The sequence below is a fragment of the Providencia vermicola genome (genome assembly GCF_010748935.1).
GTDB classification, from domain to species: Bacteria; Pseudomonadota; Gammaproteobacteria; order Enterobacterales; family Enterobacteriaceae; genus Providencia; species Providencia zhejiangensis.
In genome coordinates this window covers 2,352,253-2,369,275 of record NZ_CP048796.1, presented here as the reverse complement: position 1 = coordinate 2,369,275, position 17,023 = coordinate 2,352,253, and the positions used below count along the sequence as shown (strand labels likewise).

Below are 17,023 nucleotides of genomic sequence, written 5' to 3'. Positions count from 1 at the left end.
GATTAAGGTGCATCAGTGTGACTCAGCACAACGCATTAATGTCCCTCTAAGAATATTGGGGATGCATTAAACCCTTATAAATTTAGAGATAATAGCAATGATGATTAATAATGAAGCAATCATCAGTAGTGCAGTTGCTAAAGTGAATTGAAATGCGACAAAGCCGATAGCAGCAGGACCAGCCAAAATCCCTAGGTAACCTAACGTCGAAACGGCTGGAACGGCGAGGGCTTCTGGCATTGTATTCTGTTTACCTATTGCCGCAAACATGACAGGAACAATGTTAGAGCAACCTGCACCAACTAAGGCATAACCCATAATAGCAATGGATAAATATGGAGATAACACTGCAATAATAAAGCCAAAACAAGCTAAAAGAGCACCCCAAAATACTACGCGAGCGGAACCGACACGCATAACAATTCGATCTCCGGTTAAGCGGCCAATGGTCATGGTGGTAGCAAATGCAGTAAAGCCAAGCCCCCCGAGAGACTCTTTTAAACCATGATGCTCAATTAAAAAGACTGCACTCCAATCTAAGACGGTTCCTTCCGCGAGAAAAATAGCAAAACAGATAATACCAAAAACTAAGACGATACCTTTAGGTATCGCAATTAGCGGGCCAGTCGGTGCATTGGCATAACCTAGAAAGCCTTTAAAGCTCATTGAAAGTAATAATAAACAGACAAGCGAAATTATCGTGGCAGCGATAATTGGCGGAATGCCGACTAATAAAATAGCACTCATTGCTCCAGCCCCCGCGATCCCACCAACGCTAAAGTAACCATGAAAGCCAGAAATAATCGGCTTTTCAGACGCTTTATCAACGATCACCGCCTGTATATTCATTGCGCAATCAGTAAGTCCGATACCGACGCCGAAAACAAATAGGCAGACGATCAAAATACTGATCTGTGAAATAGCCGGTAATAAAGGGAGCATGAAGCAAAAGAGGATCGTCGCTGCAACCATGAGCTTACGACAACCAAATTTAGCAGCCAGCGCGCCGGTTAAAGGCATAGCAACTAACGCCCCAACGCCGAAACATAATAACAATAGACCCAATGTGGCGTCATTGGCACCAGTATTGATTTTAACGAAAGGAACGATTGCAGCCCATGACGCTGTTGCAAAGCCAGAAATGAAGAAAATAATTCGTGTGGCGATTTGTTCTTTTTTTGCCGGAGGCATAGCCGGTGTTGTGTTTAATAATTCTGAAGATGAAGTCATTGTATCAATAATTTAGTTTAGTTATTAAATGGTTTATGATGAAGCTTATTTCAACCTACTCATGTCAAATAAGGCAATTATTTGCCCGTATCATGCAATGTTGATGTTGTTCTCATCGAACATGAATGTTCGTGGTGAGCGCTGATTATAATAAGGATTAAAGAGACAAGATCATAGGGGAAAGTGTGAAATTAAGGTAATTATTCATTTTTATCTGTACTAGGTTCAGATTACCCTTTTGCTGCGTGAAAATAAATAATGTTAATTATTATGGAAATTGATGTAGCTAATTTATCAATAGTAGAAAAACAGCATGCGTTTTTGTACAAAAAATAATGTGGGAATAAATAGTTTATAACATATTTTCTTTTTCTATTTAGAAAAGGAGATGTGGAGGTTTAATACGCGACAACATATTATGAAAACTGACCGATGGCGGGTTATAGAATTATCATATTATTTTTAACCCACAGTGGTTGGTGAAATGTAGTGAACAAAATTAAATGCCAATGCGTATATGTTGCTGTATTTATCTGTTTTCCTTAATTAATGTATACGGTGCTATTGATTCAATCGCATAATGAAAAACGCTTTTTAATCTATCATATCTATATTATATAAAAGAGCATTTTCGGTGTATATTTATATAGCGTTAGATGTCTATACTTGTTAGGAATATATAATATATTGGTTATTATGGTTATGACATGAAAATACTCCCTGTTATTTTATGTAGTATGAGTTTTTTTATAGCGAATCAAGCTAATAGTTCACCTGAATTACAAAAAATTCAAAATAAACAAGGCAAAGAGATTCACTATTATCTTCTCAAACAAAACGAGCAACCCGCTGAAAACTTGCTGGTCTTAATTCAAGGTTCTGATTGTCGAAGTGTGATTAATAATACCAATATGGTAGAAAACTTTGCTATCGCGTTTCCAGATAATGATATCTTATTGGTTGAAAAAACAGGGTTAGATAGTCAAGTTGGCAAAGACGGAAAAGAAGCCTCAGCGGAGGATTGTCCTATTGCTTATATGGAGAATGATTCGCCATTAGAACGTAAAGATAACTATTTAACACTGTTAGCGCATTTTAAAAATAGTTACCAACACATTGTTTTACTTGGTGGAAGCGAAGGGGCTGTGGTGACAAATTTGATTGTGGCTGATACTGACATGGTTCATGCGTCTATTTCACTTAATGGTGGTGGCGCATTTTTTATTAATGATGTGCTGTATAGCATCGAAAAAACAGTACCTAGTGAAGAATCATCACACGCCATTGAAGGTTTTAAGCAATTTGCTAAGGATGTAGTACAAAATAAATTACAACAAGATAATTATCCAAGTGAACATGGAAAAAAATGGTGGCGTGAAATGTTAATGATTAACAATCAAAAATTACTGCAATCAGTTAAAACGCCCCATTTAGTCATACAAACCATGAACGATACTCATGTTGATCCGCATAGCGTAATGAGGATGATGGGATACGTTAATAACAATCATGTATCGTTCAAGACTTACCCAGACCTTGACCACTTTTTTATTGATGATAAAGGGAAGTCACAGACAAATGTCATCGTCAACGATATTCAGAAATGGTATCGCGCGATCGATAAATAGCATTTTTAGCCTCCTTCGATAATGGGAGGCTAATAGCTAATGATGAATAGGGAGTTTTACGCGTTTATTTAAGCCTCAATATATTCGTTTGGGCGTAAAATTGATGCCTTCCATAAACCTATTGTGTGAGCTAATTAACGCGTTAATTAGCTTACTTGACTGTTTTTAATTCAAATTCACTGATCTGCAAAGGTTGTTCTTCTAATTGATAAATGCGGGGCGACATACACATTTTTAAGTTACCTTAATGTTTATTCAAGTAAGAATAAGCGCCTTTTTCCTAGATACAGTGCTTTTTGCGGATGAAAGCGTAGACATTCACGAAAAGAACGACAGTGAATAAGCCGTATTAATGAATTAATTTTACTCAGCGATCTTACTCAACAATAAAGCTGTAATAGTGGAAAAGAGGGGTAAATCCTAATTTTTGATAAATAGACAGCCCATCACTAGAAGCTTCTAGAAAGCAACACTCAATATTTTTTCTTATACACGTTTTTAAGGCATGTTTAATGAGTAAAGTCGCTAATCCTTGGCGTTGATATTGAGTATCCGTACCGATATCGTCAAGACGTGCCATATTCCCATTTATCGTGAGTGTTAAAGCACTCACTGGCGTATTGTTTTCATTAAATAATACATAGTGTTGAGACTGAATATCACGCTGTAATGCTCTTTGGTGATAGCGAATATATTCATTGATTACAGTAGGATCTTCATCTGCATCACTATCTTCAGTACCAAATGCAGTCATTAGCGGCTGTGCCCATTCGATTAACTGATCATTACAGAGTGCGATTTTGTACCCTTCAGGGAGTGCCTCCTCGGTGTGATTGACCATCTCAGCTCGAGTTAAAACCATTGCGGTGGTTTCTCCATCACTTTGATACTGTTTCTCTGCAATCAGTGACATCATGTGTGGAAGAATATCTTCGTGTACGACAAGGATATAAGGCTTTTTTTGTTTAACAAATAGGTTGTTAGCAGTCGTAAAGTCAGCGACAGATGCCCCTGAATGTAAATAAACAAAGCTGAAGGCCGGTATCGGTAATTCTGAGAAATAAGCAATGGTTGCATCATTAATAGCAATAGTGTCTTTACATATGCCAGTCCAGAAATGACGTTCTTGTTGATAGAATAATATTTCATTATTTTTCATAATATTACTTCATTTGTTTCCCTTTTGATTGAGTGTACAAAAAGTCTGTGTTACTGAACAGTTCATCGGGCTAAGAGAGCATTTTTGGCGCGATCAATTTGCCCTTCCTGTACAGATTACCTGAAAAATACTATACTCCCCCTATGTATATAATGAGCGACAGACTATGCCACATTCACCGAAAGAGAAAAAAGCCGTCTTGACACGAGTCAGAAAATTAAAAGGACAGCTACTCGCATTGGAAACCGCTTTAGAAGATGAAGTGGAATGCAGTGCAGTGTTACAGCAAATAGCCGCAATTAGAGGAGCAGTTAATGGGCTAATGGCTGGCGTTTTGGAAAGTCATTTACGAGAAGGATTGCAAGCGTCAGCGGCTACGCAAAGCCAAAAAGAATCTGTTGATGATGCGATTTCTCTCATTCGAACATACCTGCGTTAATAATAAGGAATCAATATGAAATCAAGAGCCGCGGTCGCGTTTGGACCTGGAGAACCACTGAAAATTGTTGAAATTGATGTGATGCCACCGAAAGCAGGTGAAGTGCTAGTTAAAATCAGTCATACAGGGGTTTGCCACACTGACGCATTTACCTTATCTGGGGATGACCCTGAAGGATTATTCCCCGTGGTGTTAGGCCATGAAGGGGCAGGCGTTGTGGTCGAAGTCGGTGAAGGTGTTACCAGCGTTAAACCCGGTGACCACGTTATTCCTTTATATACGGCAGAGTGTGGTGAATGTCTATTTTGTCAATCAGGCAAAACGAATTTGTGTGTATCTGTTCGTGCAACTCAAGGTAAAGGTGTTATGCCTGATGGCACGACTCGTTTTTCCTACAATGGTCAGCCACTTTATCATTATATGGGATGCTCAACGTTCAGCGAATATACCGTAGTCGCTGAGGTTTCATTAGCCAAAATTAATCCTGAAGCAAACCACCAAGAGGTGTGTTTATTAGGTTGTGGCGTAACCACAGGGATTGGTGCGGTGCATAACACAGCCAAAGTCCAAGAAGGGGATTCTGTTGCAGTATTTGGTTTAGGCGGTATTGGCCTTGCTGTTATTCAAGGTGCGAGGCAAGCGAAGGCAGGGCGTATTTTTGCGATTGACACGAACCCTGCGAAATTTGAATTAGCCCGTCAATTTGGTGCTACTGACTGTTTAAATCCTAACGATTTTGATAAGCCTATTCAGCAAGTACTCATCGAAATGACAGAGTGGGGGGTGGATCATACTTTTGAATGCATTGGTAATGTTAACGTAATGAGAGCCGCACTTGAAAGTGCACATCGTGGTTGGGGCCAATCTATTATTATTGGTGTTGCAGGAGCTGGACAAGAAATAGCGACTCGCCCATTCCAACTTGTAACGGGGCGCTCATGGCGAGGTACTGCATTTGGTGGCGTGAAAGGTCGTAGTCAACTTCCTGGAATGGTGGAAGATGCCATGAAAGGAGATATTGAGTTAGCTCCTTTTGTCACCCACACGCTGCCTCTTGAAAGTATCAACGACGCCTTTGATTTGATGCATGAAGGTAAATCCATTCGTACTGTGATCCACTACGATTAACGGTTAACAAGCCCAATTTTAACCTGTTTTTATTGGGCTTGTATTTTCAAATTGATAAGGAGCTCACAATGGAAAGGATTGAACGCCACGCTTGTTTTGGCGGCTGGCAAGATGTTTATCAGCATTACTCTACCGTCTTAAATTGTGATATGAAATTTGCAGTTTATCTGCCGTCGACTTCAGCAAATAAACAGTACCCTGTCATTTATTGGCTATCTGGATTAACGTGTAATGAACAAAATTTTATTACGAAAGCGGGAGCACAACAATTTGCTGCTGAGCATGGTGTCGTTTTAATTGTGCCAGATACGAGTCCTAGAGGGGAACAGGTTGCAGATGATGAAGCTTATGATTTAGGGCAAGGTGCGGGTTTTTACCTAAATGCGATAAGAGAACCATGGCATCATCATTATAAAATGTATGACTATATTGTGTCAGAATTACCTAATCTTATTGAAGCCAATTTTCCCGTTAATGATAAACGCGCTATTTTCGGTCATTCAATGGGGGGACATGGCGCATTGATGATTGGCTTACGTAATTCAGAACGTTATTGTAGTCTGTCAGCGTTTGCGCCAATTGTTGCACCATCACAAGTTCCTTGGGGACAAAAAGCATTTGCGGCTTATTTAGGGGAGGATAAGTCCCTCTGGTCGCGCTATGATACGATCAATCTCCTGAATGAGGCGCAAACGACTCCCCCTATGCTGGTTGATGTGGGAACTGACGACCCTTTTTATCAAGAACAATTACAACCTGAATTGTTTGATGAGGTTTGTCAGCGTAAACGCCATGATTTTACTTTGCATTTGCGTGAAGGCTATGACCACAGTTACTATTTTATTGCTAGCTTTATTGGCGAGCATATCGCATTTCATGCACGTCATCTGAAATCATAATTATGCTTGGTGATGAAATGCTTCATCACCAATCTTTATTTAAACCATTTCCATCAAAGGATAGCTATGCGTAAAGCGCCTGACACGATAACCTTTTTTGAGCGATTATTACCACTGGTTGTTTCTGGTGAAAAAGTCATCACAATTCGTGATAAAAGTGAAAGTAATTATATTCCTGGAACGATAGTGAAAGTATTTGCCCTCGAAACAGGCACTTATTATACGGATATTGAAATTCTTTCTGTTGAGCCTATTGGTTATGATGAAATTTCAGCGTATTACGCGAAACAAGAAGCAATGACGTTAGATAATTTAAAAACCTTAATTCGTGAAATTTACCCTACAGAGCAATCACTGTTTGTTATTCACTATCGCCTCGTTCAGTAAATGTATTTTACTTAGTGATTGAGCTTATTGCTTTTGTCAGTTTCATAAAGGCTTTAGTTGTTGGTGTCATTTCATTTTCATCAGCAATAGCAAAGGCAGCGGAACGTTTAGATGAAAAAACGGGTCTGCGGATATTTGCTGGGGGCTGTTTGATGATGTTAGAACTCTTGATTGAAAATAAAAAAGGCAAAGCCTAAAAATTACAACTTTGCTCTTTTATATTACAGCAGGAACGTATAAATCAATCGCACCAATTATTTTATTGTTATAACAAATTAGTTATGGTTTAAAATGGTTTTGGTGTTTAATGAGAAATTGTTTTAATGTAGTGGGGGCTTTCCCTGTAATTTTCTGAAAATTGTCAAATATCATTCCTTCGCGAGACAATTTTCCAGATGTGAAAGCAACATAATGGTCATAAATGCTTTTCATATAGGCAAGCTCGAGAGAGTTGGTTTGGGCAAATTGCCAAAACTCATCTGGGTCATCGGCTTGATAATGAAAAGGAATACCTAGCTCCGTTGTTAATAATTCAGCAATTTGTGTGTAATTTTTATTCTCATAACCTAAGCGATATACTTGCCCAGCATGCTGTTCAGGGGAAAGTAAACAATAAGCTGCAAGTTCGGCTACATCAGCACAATCTACCCAACTTAATATAGCATCACCAAAGTAAGAATGTAGGACACCTTTATTGATATTATCTTCCCCTTGGTAACCTAATAAATTCTGCATATAGGACTCAGGGCGTAAGTGAGTATATTGGATACCTGACCATTCGATATAGCGTTCCACTAATTGATGCCAAGCCCAATGGGCGACTTGTGCCTCATCATCACCACAAGCGCCAAGGTGCACAATATAATTAACCCCACTTTTTTTGGCGATATCTACAAAGACTTTGCTTTGTTGTAGCATATCAATGGTATAACCCGTCATCATAAAAACAGAATTCACACCAGAAAGTGCCACTTCAATGGTCTTTGGCTTATCGTAATCCATTTCGACAATAGGATAGGGGGAATGAGTGAGTTTCGCGGGATTTCTAACGGCGAGAACAACATCTTCATGCCCTTGAGCTTGTAATGAACGAACTAAATAATGCCCAACTTGGCCAGTTGCACCAGTGACAAGAATTCTATTTTTCATTATTTATTACCAACAAAATCATAATGTTTTACTCATGATAAATGCTATAGATTGCTGAGAGTGGTGAGTGAATGCGGTTTCTTTAAATTTACTCATCCCGTTTGCTTGATAAAAATTGACTGCGGAATGATTTTCAGCCAGCACATCTAACCATAATAGACGGTCCCCATGCTGTTTAGCGAGTGATTCTATTTGGTTAAATATGCTTTTTCCATTTCCTTTACCAGTTGCAGTAGGTAAAAAATACAGTTTATTTAACTGAGTGCCTATGATGGATTCATTAGTGATCGCTGCATGATACGTTAGTTTTACTATGCCTATTGGTTGAGTATTCTCGATAATAAACCAATCAGTATCCGGTCTGTTAATATCATCAATGATTTTGTGCGGAGAGTATTCATGATAAAGATAACTGGCTAATTCATCGGCATGTAACCATAGCTTAGCAAAGTGGTAAAGGTAGCTTTCCATACCGATATTATAGAGCAGCGTGGCATCTTGTTCTGTGGCTTTTCTTAGTATAACTTCCATAAAATATCTTATTATTTAGTGTATTAAATACTAGATGCTAAGAATAGCAAGCATCTCTTTGCTTTCTTCATCTAACCCTATTTCTTTAAAACCAAAGGATGAATAAAAGGATTTGGCAACCGTATTTTTAGGATTATAGCAAATCTCGATTTCTTGCAATGATGAGGCTCGCTTGATTTCAGCCAAGGCGAGTTTCATTGCTTGGCGTCCTATTCCTTTGTGTTGATATTTTTGATCGACCATAAAACGCCAAATAGCTATTTTTGTGTCTGAGGCAGGTACCCACATAAAAAAACCAACAGGATCATCATCGAGGTAAATAGCCCTAGTAACATACTCTGGATTATAGGCAGCCTCAAGCAAAGACCATGTATTTGAAGCAACAAAGTCTTCTTGTTCTTCAAATACATCGAGTAAAGATATAGATTCGTAATTTTCTTTTGTTATTGGGCGTAAATGAATATTCATTATTTTCTCCTTGATGGAGTATCAAGTTTATACAATTGGTTATATGTTGCCTACCGGAGGAGCGATATAGCGCATTTTTAGCGCTAAAAAATGAGACAGCACTATCGTTATTTGAGTGTATTTAAAGGGCTGTAGTATTTCTTACTAATAGTTTTATTATGGGTAAAGTTTTATCGCGGGAAGTAATGTTGTTGCATTCTATTTTATTGGTACTTTTTTATTTTTATATATTGGTAAGTAACCGATTATTAATTTATTAGCGAAAATAACAGATACAATAAAATGAGATAAAAATAATAATGACTGATTTAAAGGTAAGGTCAGTCAGTTTAATTTAAATATAATATCAAGCTAATAAAGCATATTTAAAATATAGCTAGATTATACAGAGATTATCAGAGGGGAAAGTATAGGAGGAAACGGTGCTATAAAATGCACCGTTTTTCCATTAATTGTTAATCGTTTTATTGATTTCTGGGTAAGCAAATAGGGCAGGAGCACCGCCAGTATGGATAAAAAGAACGGGCGTTTTTTCATCTGAATTTTCTAGATAATTGAGCAAACCTGCCATGGCTTTTCCTGTATAAACCGGATCTAATAAAATTCCCTCACTACGAGCTAATAGGGTGATAGCATTCAGTCCTGCTTGATTTGGCATACCATACATAGGTTCAAAAAAACCATCCCATAGTTGTACTTCAGGCACTTTTAAAATTGCAAATAACTCAGCTAATTCACGCTGAATTTTTTCCACTTTAGGCGCTTGCTCCTGCTTAAATCGTGACACTGTCACGCCGATGACCTGAGAATGAGGTAATAACTCTTGTAAACCGATAGCCAGTCCAGCATGGGTTCCCGCACTACCTGAAGCGACAATCACTTTCTCAAATTCGATTTCCAACGGTTTCTGTTGAGCGATTTCAATAGCGCATTGCACATAACCTAATGCACCAAGCGCATTAGAACCGCCTACAGGCACGATATAAGCATCTTCTAAAGCTAGAGTTTGAATGAGTTCTTCCATTTGAGCTTGAGGGTCTGTTAATGCCTCACACATCACAGATTCAGCCCCAAATAGGTTAGTCAGCAACTTATTGCCGTTATGCAAGAAATTATGCTCATCACTTTGAATCGGGTTTTCAAGTAAGGCAATGCATCTTAATCCATACATCGCGGCAATTGCTGCTGTTTGGCGAACATGGTTAGACTGAATTGCTCCTGCGGTAACAATGACTTTCGCTTTTTTCTCCTGTGCGTCAGCAATAAGAAATTCCAGTTTACGAAGTTTATTCCCTCCCATTGCAAGAGGAGAAATATCATCACGTTTAATGAAAATTTCACGACCATATACACGCGATAAATTTTCAAGACGCTGAAGAGGCGTCGAGGTTTTATTCAAATTCAACTTGGTGAATTGGGCTAATTTTTGTTGTAGTGACATGTTAACTTCCTTGGAAACTAATGTGAAAAACCTAAGTATAGATAAATAGCGAGTACCATACTTGCTGTAACTAACGCATAAGGCATTTGTGTACGAATATGTTCGATATGGTCGCAATCTGTAGCCATTGAGGCGACAATCGCATCTGCTGAAATGGGGGACGTCATATCACCAAATATTGAACCAGAGATAGCCGCACCGATCATATATTCGATAGGCATATCAATGGATATACCGAGTTGTACACCAATTGGGATCATGATGGCAAAAGTACCCCATGAGGTGCCTGTTGCTAATGACATGATGGCGCTAATGATAAAGATGAAGCCGACAGAAAAACCAGGGGCCATCACGCCTTGCGTAACGGTGGCAATATATGTACCTGTATTTAGTTCTGCTGAAACATTTCCCATTAAAAACGCTAATATCATAATAGAACTAATTTTTAGCATGTTGGCATAACCAATAAATAACTCGCGAAAGAAACTCTCAATATTCAGTAGTCGGCGAGCGATAAACCAACAGAAAGAGACCACAGTACCAAACATAACTCCCCAGTAAACAGATGTGGAACCACTTCCTTTACTAAAATCACCATCACCAGTGATGTATAAAGCCACTGGAACCATCAATACGGTCGACAGAATTGGGATAAAAAAGTTGAATACGGAGTGTGTATTAGGATGGTCAATAATCTCTTTTTCGTCTTCTATTTGATTTTTTTGCGAATGAATACCTGTTGCGTGGTTGGCTTGATAACGCATTTCCGCTTTTTTCATTGGCCCCCAAGAGATATTGGTAAAAACATAGAATAAGATCGTTATAAGCGATAACCATGCCATTAAGTTATAACCTATTGATGTAATTAAAATATCAAAAGGTTCGCCACTAATCAGTCCTTGTGAAATTTGGACGCCAATCAATCCCATAATCACAGCTCCCCAGCCATTGATAATGGCAGAAGAGCAAACAGAGACACAGGCGGTTTGGATGATGTATGACATTTTTTCAGGCGCAACCGCATATTTATGCGCTAGATTCTTCGTGGCAGCACCAGCAACCAACTGATTAATTGAGCTTTCTATGAAAATCAAGGAAGTAATCACAATCGCCAAGAGTTGCGTCGTAACCCGATTTTTGACTAATTGCGTTCGATTGGACAATAACTGAACTAAGGCTCGGACGCCTCCTGTAATAACGACTAGGCGCATAATGCCGCCGATCATTACCATGAATACGATAGTACGAGTATTGCCTGGCGAGGCGAATGTATCAATAACGCCGTCGACTGTTCCCTTGATACCCAGCAAGATATTGTGGTCGTTAATCACGGTAAAACCAACGAGGATCCCCAACATCAGTGACAGCATGACTTGACGAGTGAATATCGCCAATAGAATAGTTACGATGGGAGTAATGATTGTCCAAATGCCATAGTCTTGCATGTATTTACCTATTTGCAATGAATTTTTATTTTAAAATTATAATTGTTGAAAAATCATAGCACTAATAGGGAAGTTTATTGAATAAATAACTGCACATACTCTGCGTTTTATAACGAAAAATAGGCATAAATTTTAAAATAAGGAGAAAAACAGGCGGGAAGTAGGTAAAAAAACCATTGAGAAATGGCTTTTTTACCTTAAGTAATTATCAAAAGCTAGTTTAGGTTTTTCCATTCGTCATATGTGATACGGCTGAGCTCTTCTACTTTGATTTCACCAATTAATTCAATATATTGAGGCTCAAGAGTGCCATAATGAACAAATCCACATTTTTCTTGAGCGATTTTAGACTGTTCGTTACCTTGAAAATAGCCGCACCATAAATTATCGAGTTTTAAGTCGTTAAAACCATGACGCATAACTTCGCGAATCGCTTCTGGAATCAAACCTTTCCCCCAAAATGGAACGCCAATCCAATAACTCACTTCGGCATCGTTTTCACCAATGGGGAAGTTGCTTTCTGAGCCAATTGATAAACCGATTAAACCGATGGCACGGTTATCTTCTTTTAGTGCAACAGCATAAATCTCATCCCGCATAAAAATATTTTTGATGATATCTAAGCTTTCTTCAACGCTCTGGTGTGGGGGCCAACCGGCAATAGGTCCAACGCGTTCATCTTTAGCATATTCATATAAGTCCGCTGCGTCGTTTTCTTGCCAAGGACGTAAAATTAATCTTTCTGTATGCAATATCATTTTTTTATCTCCTAAAATCTAAATAAGTGAACGCTATTTTAGGTATTTTTTTGATAGATATAAGCGCAAAACCTCGCTATTTTAGGTACTTTTAACAACTCATTGCTCTTTTTATACTGGACGTAACGATTAATGCGTAGCTTAGTGAACCATTCGTATCATGTCCCTCAAGTTGCCAGCTTGGGCGAAACGACATTTGATAAACAACTGTTAATGCCGCTTGTTACAGCTTATGTAACCGTGTTGATTTGCAAGCGAGGAAGCGCCATTTTTAACATTAATTTCAACAAATATGTTGTAAAAGCGCATGATATTGTTGTGTTGTATGACGATACGTTCGTCATGCTACAGCAATGTTCACGCTCAGCACTGTTTGACTATATTTTGCTTGAAAAAGCCTTTGCCAGTGATGTTGCATTTCAATTGCCTAATCCGTTGTTTGCGTTTTTCAATGAATCGCCAGTACTTCATGTCAAGCAAGAAGATTGGAAGTCATTACAACAATGGCAAAGGTTATTGAGTTTTATTATTCAGCAGCAAGGGGAATATGCCACCTTGATGCTCTGTAATCATGTGCAAAATTTCTTTTTAATGATTGCGAATAAAATGCCTCAAACACCGCTTAAGCAAAAAGCACAGCAGAGCCGTAAAGAGCAGCTGTGTTGGCGTTTTTGGGACATGATTACTCAGTATTGCAAAGTGCACAGAGAAGTACAGTTTTATGCACAAAAATTAGCAGTAACCCCCTTTTATTTATCACAGATAACCAAGAGTTTTTTTAATGATACTCCTAAAGCATTGATAGATAGACAAGTTATACTGGAGATCAAAGCGCTATTAGGGTCTGGGAATAAATCAATCAAAGAAGTGGCGGTGTTATTAAATTTTGAAGATACCTCTTATTTATGCCGATATTTTAAGCGACACACAGGCGTGACATTATCGCATTTTAGGAAAAATCATGGCTATGACTGAGATATGTCATTAGATTGCTTCAATTTGTGTAGCATGTTTTTTCACAAAATCAATAAAGCATCGTAACCTAGGTGAAACGGCTTGGTTGCGATAATAAACAGCATGAATGGGCTGCCTTACTCTGTCTGTTTGTTCTGTTAATACTTGAACCAGTTGACCTGTTGAGAGAGCTTCATGGCTCACGAAATCAGAAGAAAGCAGTATCCCACAGCCTTGAAGCGCTAATTGAAATAACACTTCACCGCTGGATGCTGACATATCTGGCGTTATTTTAAGTGGCGTGCCATCCGCTTTGTTTATTGGCCAGATATTCAATGTTTCCGGTGTGGTAAAACCTAATAAACGATGGTGATGTAAATCATCAATCGTGTTGGGCATGCCGTATTTGCTAAGATAAGCAGGGCTGGCCAACAGCCGTTTCTGACTATAACCAATTAATGTTGCATTAAGTGATGAGTCTTTTAATTGACCAATACGAAAGGCGACATCCGTTTTTTTCTCTAGCAGATTAGTGACACCTTCAAAATTGGTAATTTCTAACGTAATTTGTGGATATTGCTCACTAAATAGTGGCATCAAAGGCGCGATAACTCGAGTTAAAAAAGGAGTCGAAGCATCAACGCGTAATTTTCCAGAAGGGATAGTTTGACGTGCGGATAACATTTCCTCGGTTTCTTGAGCAAGTTGAACTATCTCTCGCGCTTTTTGCAAAAATGCACAACCTTCATCACTGAGCTTGATCTTACGTGTTGTACGGTAAATTAGGGTGGTTTGTATTTTTTCCTCTAGTCGAAGAAGCAACCTACTTACCGTTGATATGGTCATATTCAGCTGTTCGGCAGCTGCTGTCATAGAGCCGCAATCAACGACACTGATAAAGACTTGTAACTCTTCAAATGTCATCTTCATTTTTGCAATTCCAACAAAAGTTTTTCTTACCTTAATGGCTTTTTCAAGACACATCAATATGAAAAAATCACGCATCTTTAATGTATTCAATAAAATAAGACAGTTATTCGTAAGGTCAATCTATGAAGATCAATACAGCACTATTAGCATTATCAATAGGCGCATTTGCTATCGGTGTGACTGAGTTTTCGCCAATGGGAATGCTACCTTATATCGCCGATAACCTGAACGTGACGATTCCTTCCGTAGGCTCAATCGTGATGATTTATGCATTGGGGGTGATGGTTGGAGCCCCTATCATGACATTAGTATTAGCTAAATATCCCCCTAAATATGCACTCGTTTTTCTTATGTCCATCTTTACGCTCGGTAATCTGTTATCCGCGATGTCGCCTGATTTGGTGACGCTGTCACTTTCTCGGCTGGTTACTAGCTTAAATCATGGGGCCTTTTTTGGATTAGGGGCATTAGTGGCGGCGAATGTTGTTCCTCCAAGTAAACAAGCCAGTGCGATTGCGGCGATGTTTATGGGATTGACGATTGCAAATATAGGCGGAGTACCATTCATGACCAAACTGACGCAAGTGATTGGTTGGCGGCCCGCTTTCTTTGTCATATCAGGGTTGGGGCTGATGACCTTGCTCAGTTTGATCCTAGCGTTACCTCGCCATCTATCGGGTCAAACAATACATGTTCGCGCTGAATTACGTATTTTACGCAAACCTCAAGTGATGCTAGGAATGCTGAGTACCGTGTTAGGTGCAAGCGCTATGTTTACCTTGTACACCTATATCACGCCAATGCTAATGCAGTTTATTAACGCATCTGACCAAATGATTACCTTTATGTTAATTATTGTTGGGATAGGGTTTACGGTAGGAAATTATCTCGGTGGATTATTTGCAGACAAATCGTTGTATGGAACATTATTTGTTTTCTTTGGTATGTTAGCGCTCAGCATGGCAATCTTTCCTATTATTGGCACAACGACGATCGGTGCAGGGTTTGGGCTAGTATTTTGGAGTATTTTTAGCTTTGGTGTGGTGCCTCCTTTACAAATGTTAGTGATGAAAGCAGCACAAGGAGCGCAAGCTTTAGCGTCTTCTGTGAATGTGGGGGCATTTAATCTTGGTAATGCCATTGGTGCGGCGATTGGTGCTAGCGTATTATCATTTGGCTACGATTATTCAACGGTAAGCTATATGGGAGCTTTAGTCGCATTACTCGGTATTGTCGCCTTATGGCTTAAAATACGCCAAAACTCACGAAAAGAAGTTTGTCAGCCAGCTTCTTGTCTGTGTGATTAATCGGACTAAAAAGCAAGAGATGGAGTTTGTTGCCACCTGATCAGTTTAATAATGGCGGTAACACAGGGCAGATTGGAGTATGACAATGACAGCAACAAACAAATGGTTAAGTGATGAAGCGCGTTGGCAAGCAATTGTCGCCCGTGACAAAGCGGCGGATGGTCATTTTGTTTATGGTGTTCGTACCTCAAGAATTTACTGTCATCCCTCGGCGGCGGGGCGTTTACCCAAACGAGATAATATCGAATTTTTTGATAACGAACAGCAAGCGATAGACAAAGGTTATCATGCGGGGAAACGTAGTCGTAAAGAGGCTGCTCAACTTGAACAGTTTTATCAGGAAAAAATAGCCCAAGCTTGTCGATATATTGAGCAGAGTCATACGACGGTGAAGTTAGATGAACTTGCCGCAGTTGTAGGGATCAGTCGTTATCATTTTCATCGTTTATTTAAAGCGCAAACAGGGCTAACCCCGAAGGCGTATGCGGATGCGCATCGTCATGGCAAATTGCAGCAACAGTTACAACAACAACCACGTATTACGGATGCTATTTATGATGCGGGATTCAGTTCTAATAGTCGATTTTACGAAACGGCAACGGAACGCTTAGGCATGACGCCGAAAGCCTGGAAAGCGGGAGGCGATGGCTCAATCATTTATTTTGCATTGGCGATGTGCTCGTTAGGCCATGTTTTGGTAGCTCAAAGCACAGTGGGGGTTTGCGCTATTTTACTGGGGGATGATCCTGAAAAGCTGTTACAAGACTTAGAAGATAAATTTCCTCAAGCTGAATTAATAGGTGGCGATAGCCAATTTGAACAACTGGTTGCGAAAGTGATTGGGTTTATTGAAGCGCCTGAACTTGGCTTAAACTTGCCTTTAGATATTCGCGGCACTGCGTTTCAGCAGCGGGTATGGCAAGCATTGCGTACGATCCCCGTTGGCTCAACAGTGAGTTACAGTGACATTGCAAAGCAAATTGGTCATCCGAAAGCTATTCGAGCGGTTGCTGGCGCGTGTGCGGCAAACATGCTTGCGGTTGCGATACCTTGCCATCGTGTTGTACGAACAGATGGATCGTTGTCAGGCTACCGTTGGGGGATAGAACGTAAGCGTAGCTTGCTAAACAAGGAAGCAATAAAGAAGTAATGAGTTTAATAAATAATCAC

Annotated in this window: 18 protein-coding genes; 9 read left to right on the top strand and 9 right to left on the bottom strand. The window is 39.4% G+C overall.

Annotated elements, in window-relative coordinates; translation table 11 throughout:
• Positions 1-66 precede the first annotated feature (66 nt).
• Positions 67-1,230: an MFS transporter gene (locus G3341_RS10570; RefSeq protein ID WP_154623034.1), complete on the bottom strand. Its 1,164-nt coding sequence runs from the start codon at positions 1,228-1,230 to the stop codon at positions 67-69.
• A gap of 707 nt (positions 1,231-1,937) precedes the next feature.
• Here G3341_RS10570 and G3341_RS10565 point away from each other — a divergent pair.
• Positions 1,938-2,858 carry an acyl-CoA thioester hydrolase/BAAT C-terminal domain-containing protein gene (locus G3341_RS10565; RefSeq protein ID WP_163861767.1) on the top strand — a complete coding sequence of 307 codons (921 nt, stop codon included), beginning with the start codon at positions 1,938-1,940 and terminating at the stop codon, positions 2,856-2,858.
• A gap of 376 nt (positions 2,859-3,234) precedes the next feature.
• Here the strand turns inward: G3341_RS10565 and G3341_RS10560 are convergent, their stop codons facing one another.
• Complete coding sequence (locus tag G3341_RS10560) at positions 3,235-4,017, bottom strand: GNAT family N-acetyltransferase (RefSeq protein ID WP_154624125.1); 783 nt, start codon at positions 4,015-4,017, stop codon at positions 3,235-3,237.
• A gap of 166 nt (positions 4,018-4,183) precedes the next feature.
• On the opposite strand from G3341_RS10560, the gene frmR reads away from it, so the two are divergent.
• The 5 genes from frmR to G3341_RS10535 all read left to right on the top strand — a co-directional run bounded on the left by frmR (position 4,184) and on the right by G3341_RS10535 (position 7,067).
• Positions 4,184-4,456 carry a formaldehyde-responsive transcriptional repressor FrmR gene (frmR, locus tag G3341_RS10555; protein WP_163861764.1) on the top strand — a complete coding sequence of 91 codons (273 nt, stop codon included), beginning with the start codon at positions 4,184-4,186 and terminating at the stop codon, positions 4,454-4,456.
• A 15-nt stretch (positions 4,457-4,471) separates the two neighbouring features.
• Entirely contained in the window at positions 4,472-5,584 is a 1,113-nt protein-coding gene (locus G3341_RS10550) for an S-(hydroxymethyl)glutathione dehydrogenase/class III alcohol dehydrogenase (protein ID WP_154624127.1), read from the top strand.
• Positions 5,585-5,652: 68 nt separating this feature from the next.
• Positions 5,653-6,483 carry an S-formylglutathione hydrolase gene (fghA, locus tag G3341_RS10545; RefSeq protein WP_163861761.1) on the top strand — a complete coding sequence of 277 codons (831 nt, stop codon included), beginning with the start codon at positions 5,653-5,655 and terminating at the stop codon, positions 6,481-6,483.
• Between the two features lie 66 nt (positions 6,484-6,549).
• Positions 6,550-6,870: a N(4)-acetylcytidine aminohydrolase gene (gene yqfB / locus G3341_RS10540; RefSeq protein WP_163861758.1), complete on the top strand. Its 321-nt coding sequence runs from the start codon at positions 6,550-6,552 to the stop codon at positions 6,868-6,870.
• A gap of 14 nt (positions 6,871-6,884) precedes the next feature.
• Positions 6,885-7,067, top strand: a complete 183-nt coding sequence (locus tag G3341_RS10535; RefSeq protein ID WP_163861755.1) for a hypothetical protein — start codon at positions 6,885-6,887, stop codon at positions 7,065-7,067.
• 82 nt (positions 7,068-7,149) lie between these two features.
• Here the strand turns inward: G3341_RS10535 and G3341_RS10530 are convergent, their stop codons facing one another.
• From G3341_RS10530 to G3341_RS10505, 6 genes are all read right to left on the bottom strand, one after another.
• The gene (locus tag G3341_RS10530) at positions 7,150-8,019 is read right to left on the bottom strand and encodes an SDR family oxidoreductase (protein ID WP_154635611.1); all 870 of its coding nucleotides are present in this window, start codon (positions 8,017-8,019) and stop codon (positions 7,150-7,152) included.
• Positions 8,020-8,037: 18 nt separating this feature from the next.
• On the bottom strand, positions 8,038-8,550 hold the full coding sequence (locus tag G3341_RS10525) for a GNAT family N-acetyltransferase (protein WP_163861752.1): 513 nt from the start codon (positions 8,548-8,550) through the stop codon (positions 8,038-8,040).
• 30 nt (positions 8,551-8,580) lie between these two features.
• Positions 8,581-9,018 carry a GNAT family N-acetyltransferase gene (locus G3341_RS10520; protein WP_154624133.1) on the bottom strand — a complete coding sequence of 146 codons (438 nt, stop codon included), beginning with the start codon at positions 9,016-9,018 and terminating at the stop codon, positions 8,581-8,583.
• Positions 9,019-9,466: 448 nt separating this feature from the next.
• Positions 9,467-10,459 (bottom strand): D-cysteine desulfhydrase, encoded by a 993-nt coding sequence (locus tag G3341_RS10515; protein WP_163861749.1) that lies wholly within the window; start codon positions 10,457-10,459, stop codon positions 9,467-9,469.
• Between the two features lie 17 nt (positions 10,460-10,476).
• Positions 10,477-11,904, bottom strand: coding sequence for a Na+/H+ antiporter NhaC family protein (locus G3341_RS10510; protein WP_163861746.1), 1,428 nt, complete (start codon positions 11,902-11,904; stop codon positions 10,477-10,479).
• A 215-nt stretch (positions 11,905-12,119) separates the two neighbouring features.
• Complete coding sequence (locus tag G3341_RS10505; protein ID WP_154623561.1) at positions 12,120-12,662, bottom strand: GNAT family N-acetyltransferase; 543 nt, start codon at positions 12,660-12,662, stop codon at positions 12,120-12,122.
• Positions 12,663-12,794: 132 nt separating this feature from the next.
• On the opposite strand from G3341_RS10505, the gene G3341_RS10500 reads away from it, so the two are divergent.
• A complete protein-coding gene (locus G3341_RS10500) occupies positions 12,795-13,637 on the top strand; it encodes a helix-turn-helix domain-containing protein (protein WP_163861742.1) in 843 nt (280 codons plus the stop codon).
• A gap of 9 nt (positions 13,638-13,646) precedes the next feature.
• On the opposite strand, the gene G3341_RS10495 is transcribed toward G3341_RS10500, so the two are convergent.
• On the bottom strand, positions 13,647-14,546 hold the full coding sequence (locus G3341_RS10495) for a LysR family transcriptional regulator (RefSeq protein WP_196713096.1): 900 nt from the start codon (positions 14,544-14,546) through the stop codon (positions 13,647-13,649).
• Between the two features lie 122 nt (positions 14,547-14,668).
• Between G3341_RS10495 and G3341_RS10490 the strand changes: the two genes are divergently transcribed.
• Entirely contained in the window at positions 14,669-15,853 is a 1,185-nt protein-coding gene (locus G3341_RS10490; protein ID WP_163861738.1) for an MFS transporter, read from the top strand.
• Positions 15,854-15,938: 85 nt separating this feature from the next.
• Positions 15,939-17,003 carry a bifunctional DNA-binding transcriptional regulator/O6-methylguanine-DNA methyltransferase Ada gene (ada, locus tag G3341_RS10485; RefSeq protein ID WP_154623558.1) on the top strand — a complete coding sequence of 355 codons (1,065 nt, stop codon included), beginning with the start codon at positions 15,939-15,941 and terminating at the stop codon, positions 17,001-17,003.
• Positions 17,004-17,023: the final 20 nt, after the last annotated feature.

Bases quoted from the DNA above. Each gene is read 5' to 3' on its own strand.
- G3341_RS10570 (WP_154623034.1), bottom strand. From the start codon at position 1,230: ATGACTTCATCTTCAGAATTATTAAACACAACACCGGCTATGCCTCCG.
- G3341_RS10565 (WP_163861767.1), top strand. From the start codon at position 1,938: ATGAAAATACTCCCTGTTATTTTATGTAGTATGAGTTTTTTTATAGCG.
- G3341_RS10560 (WP_154624125.1), bottom strand. From the start codon at position 4,017: ATGAAAAATAATGAAATATTATTCTATCAACAAGAACGTCATTTCTGG.
- frmR (WP_163861764.1), top strand. From the start codon at position 4,184: ATGCCACATTCACCGAAAGAGAAAAAAGCCGTCTTGACACGAGTCAGA.
- G3341_RS10550 (WP_154624127.1), top strand. From the start codon at position 4,472: ATGAAATCAAGAGCCGCGGTCGCGTTTGGACCTGGAGAACCACTGAAA.
- fghA (WP_163861761.1), top strand. From the start codon at position 5,653: ATGGAAAGGATTGAACGCCACGCTTGTTTTGGCGGCTGGCAAGATGTT.
- yqfB (WP_163861758.1), top strand. From the start codon at position 6,550: ATGCGTAAAGCGCCTGACACGATAACCTTTTTTGAGCGATTATTACCA.
- G3341_RS10530 (WP_154635611.1), bottom strand. From the start codon at position 8,019: ATGAAAAATAGAATTCTTGTCACTGGTGCAACTGGCCAAGTTGGGCAT.
- G3341_RS10525 (WP_163861752.1), bottom strand. From the start codon at position 8,550: ATGGAAGTTATACTAAGAAAAGCCACAGAACAAGATGCCACGCTGCTC.
- G3341_RS10520 (WP_154624133.1), bottom strand. From the start codon at position 9,018: ATGAATATTCATTTACGCCCAATAACAAAAGAAAATTACGAATCTATA.
- G3341_RS10515 (WP_163861749.1), bottom strand. From the start codon at position 10,459: ATGTCACTACAACAAAAATTAGCCCAATTCACCAAGTTGAATTTGAAT.
- G3341_RS10510 (WP_163861746.1), bottom strand. From the start codon at position 11,904: ATGCAAGACTATGGCATTTGGACAATCATTACTCCCATCGTAACTATT.
- G3341_RS10505 (WP_154623561.1), bottom strand. From the start codon at position 12,662: ATGATATTGCATACAGAAAGATTAATTTTACGTCCTTGGCAAGAAAAC.
- G3341_RS10500 (WP_163861742.1), top strand. From the start codon at position 12,795: ATGCGTAGCTTAGTGAACCATTCGTATCATGTCCCTCAAGTTGCCAGC.
- G3341_RS10495 (WP_196713096.1), bottom strand. From the start codon at position 14,546: ATGAAGATGACATTTGAAGAGTTACAAGTCTTTATCAGTGTCGTTGAT.
- G3341_RS10490 (WP_163861738.1), top strand. From the start codon at position 14,669: ATGAAGATCAATACAGCACTATTAGCATTATCAATAGGCGCATTTGCT.
- ada (WP_154623558.1), top strand. From the start codon at position 15,939: ATGACAGCAACAAACAAATGGTTAAGTGATGAAGCGCGTTGGCAAGCA.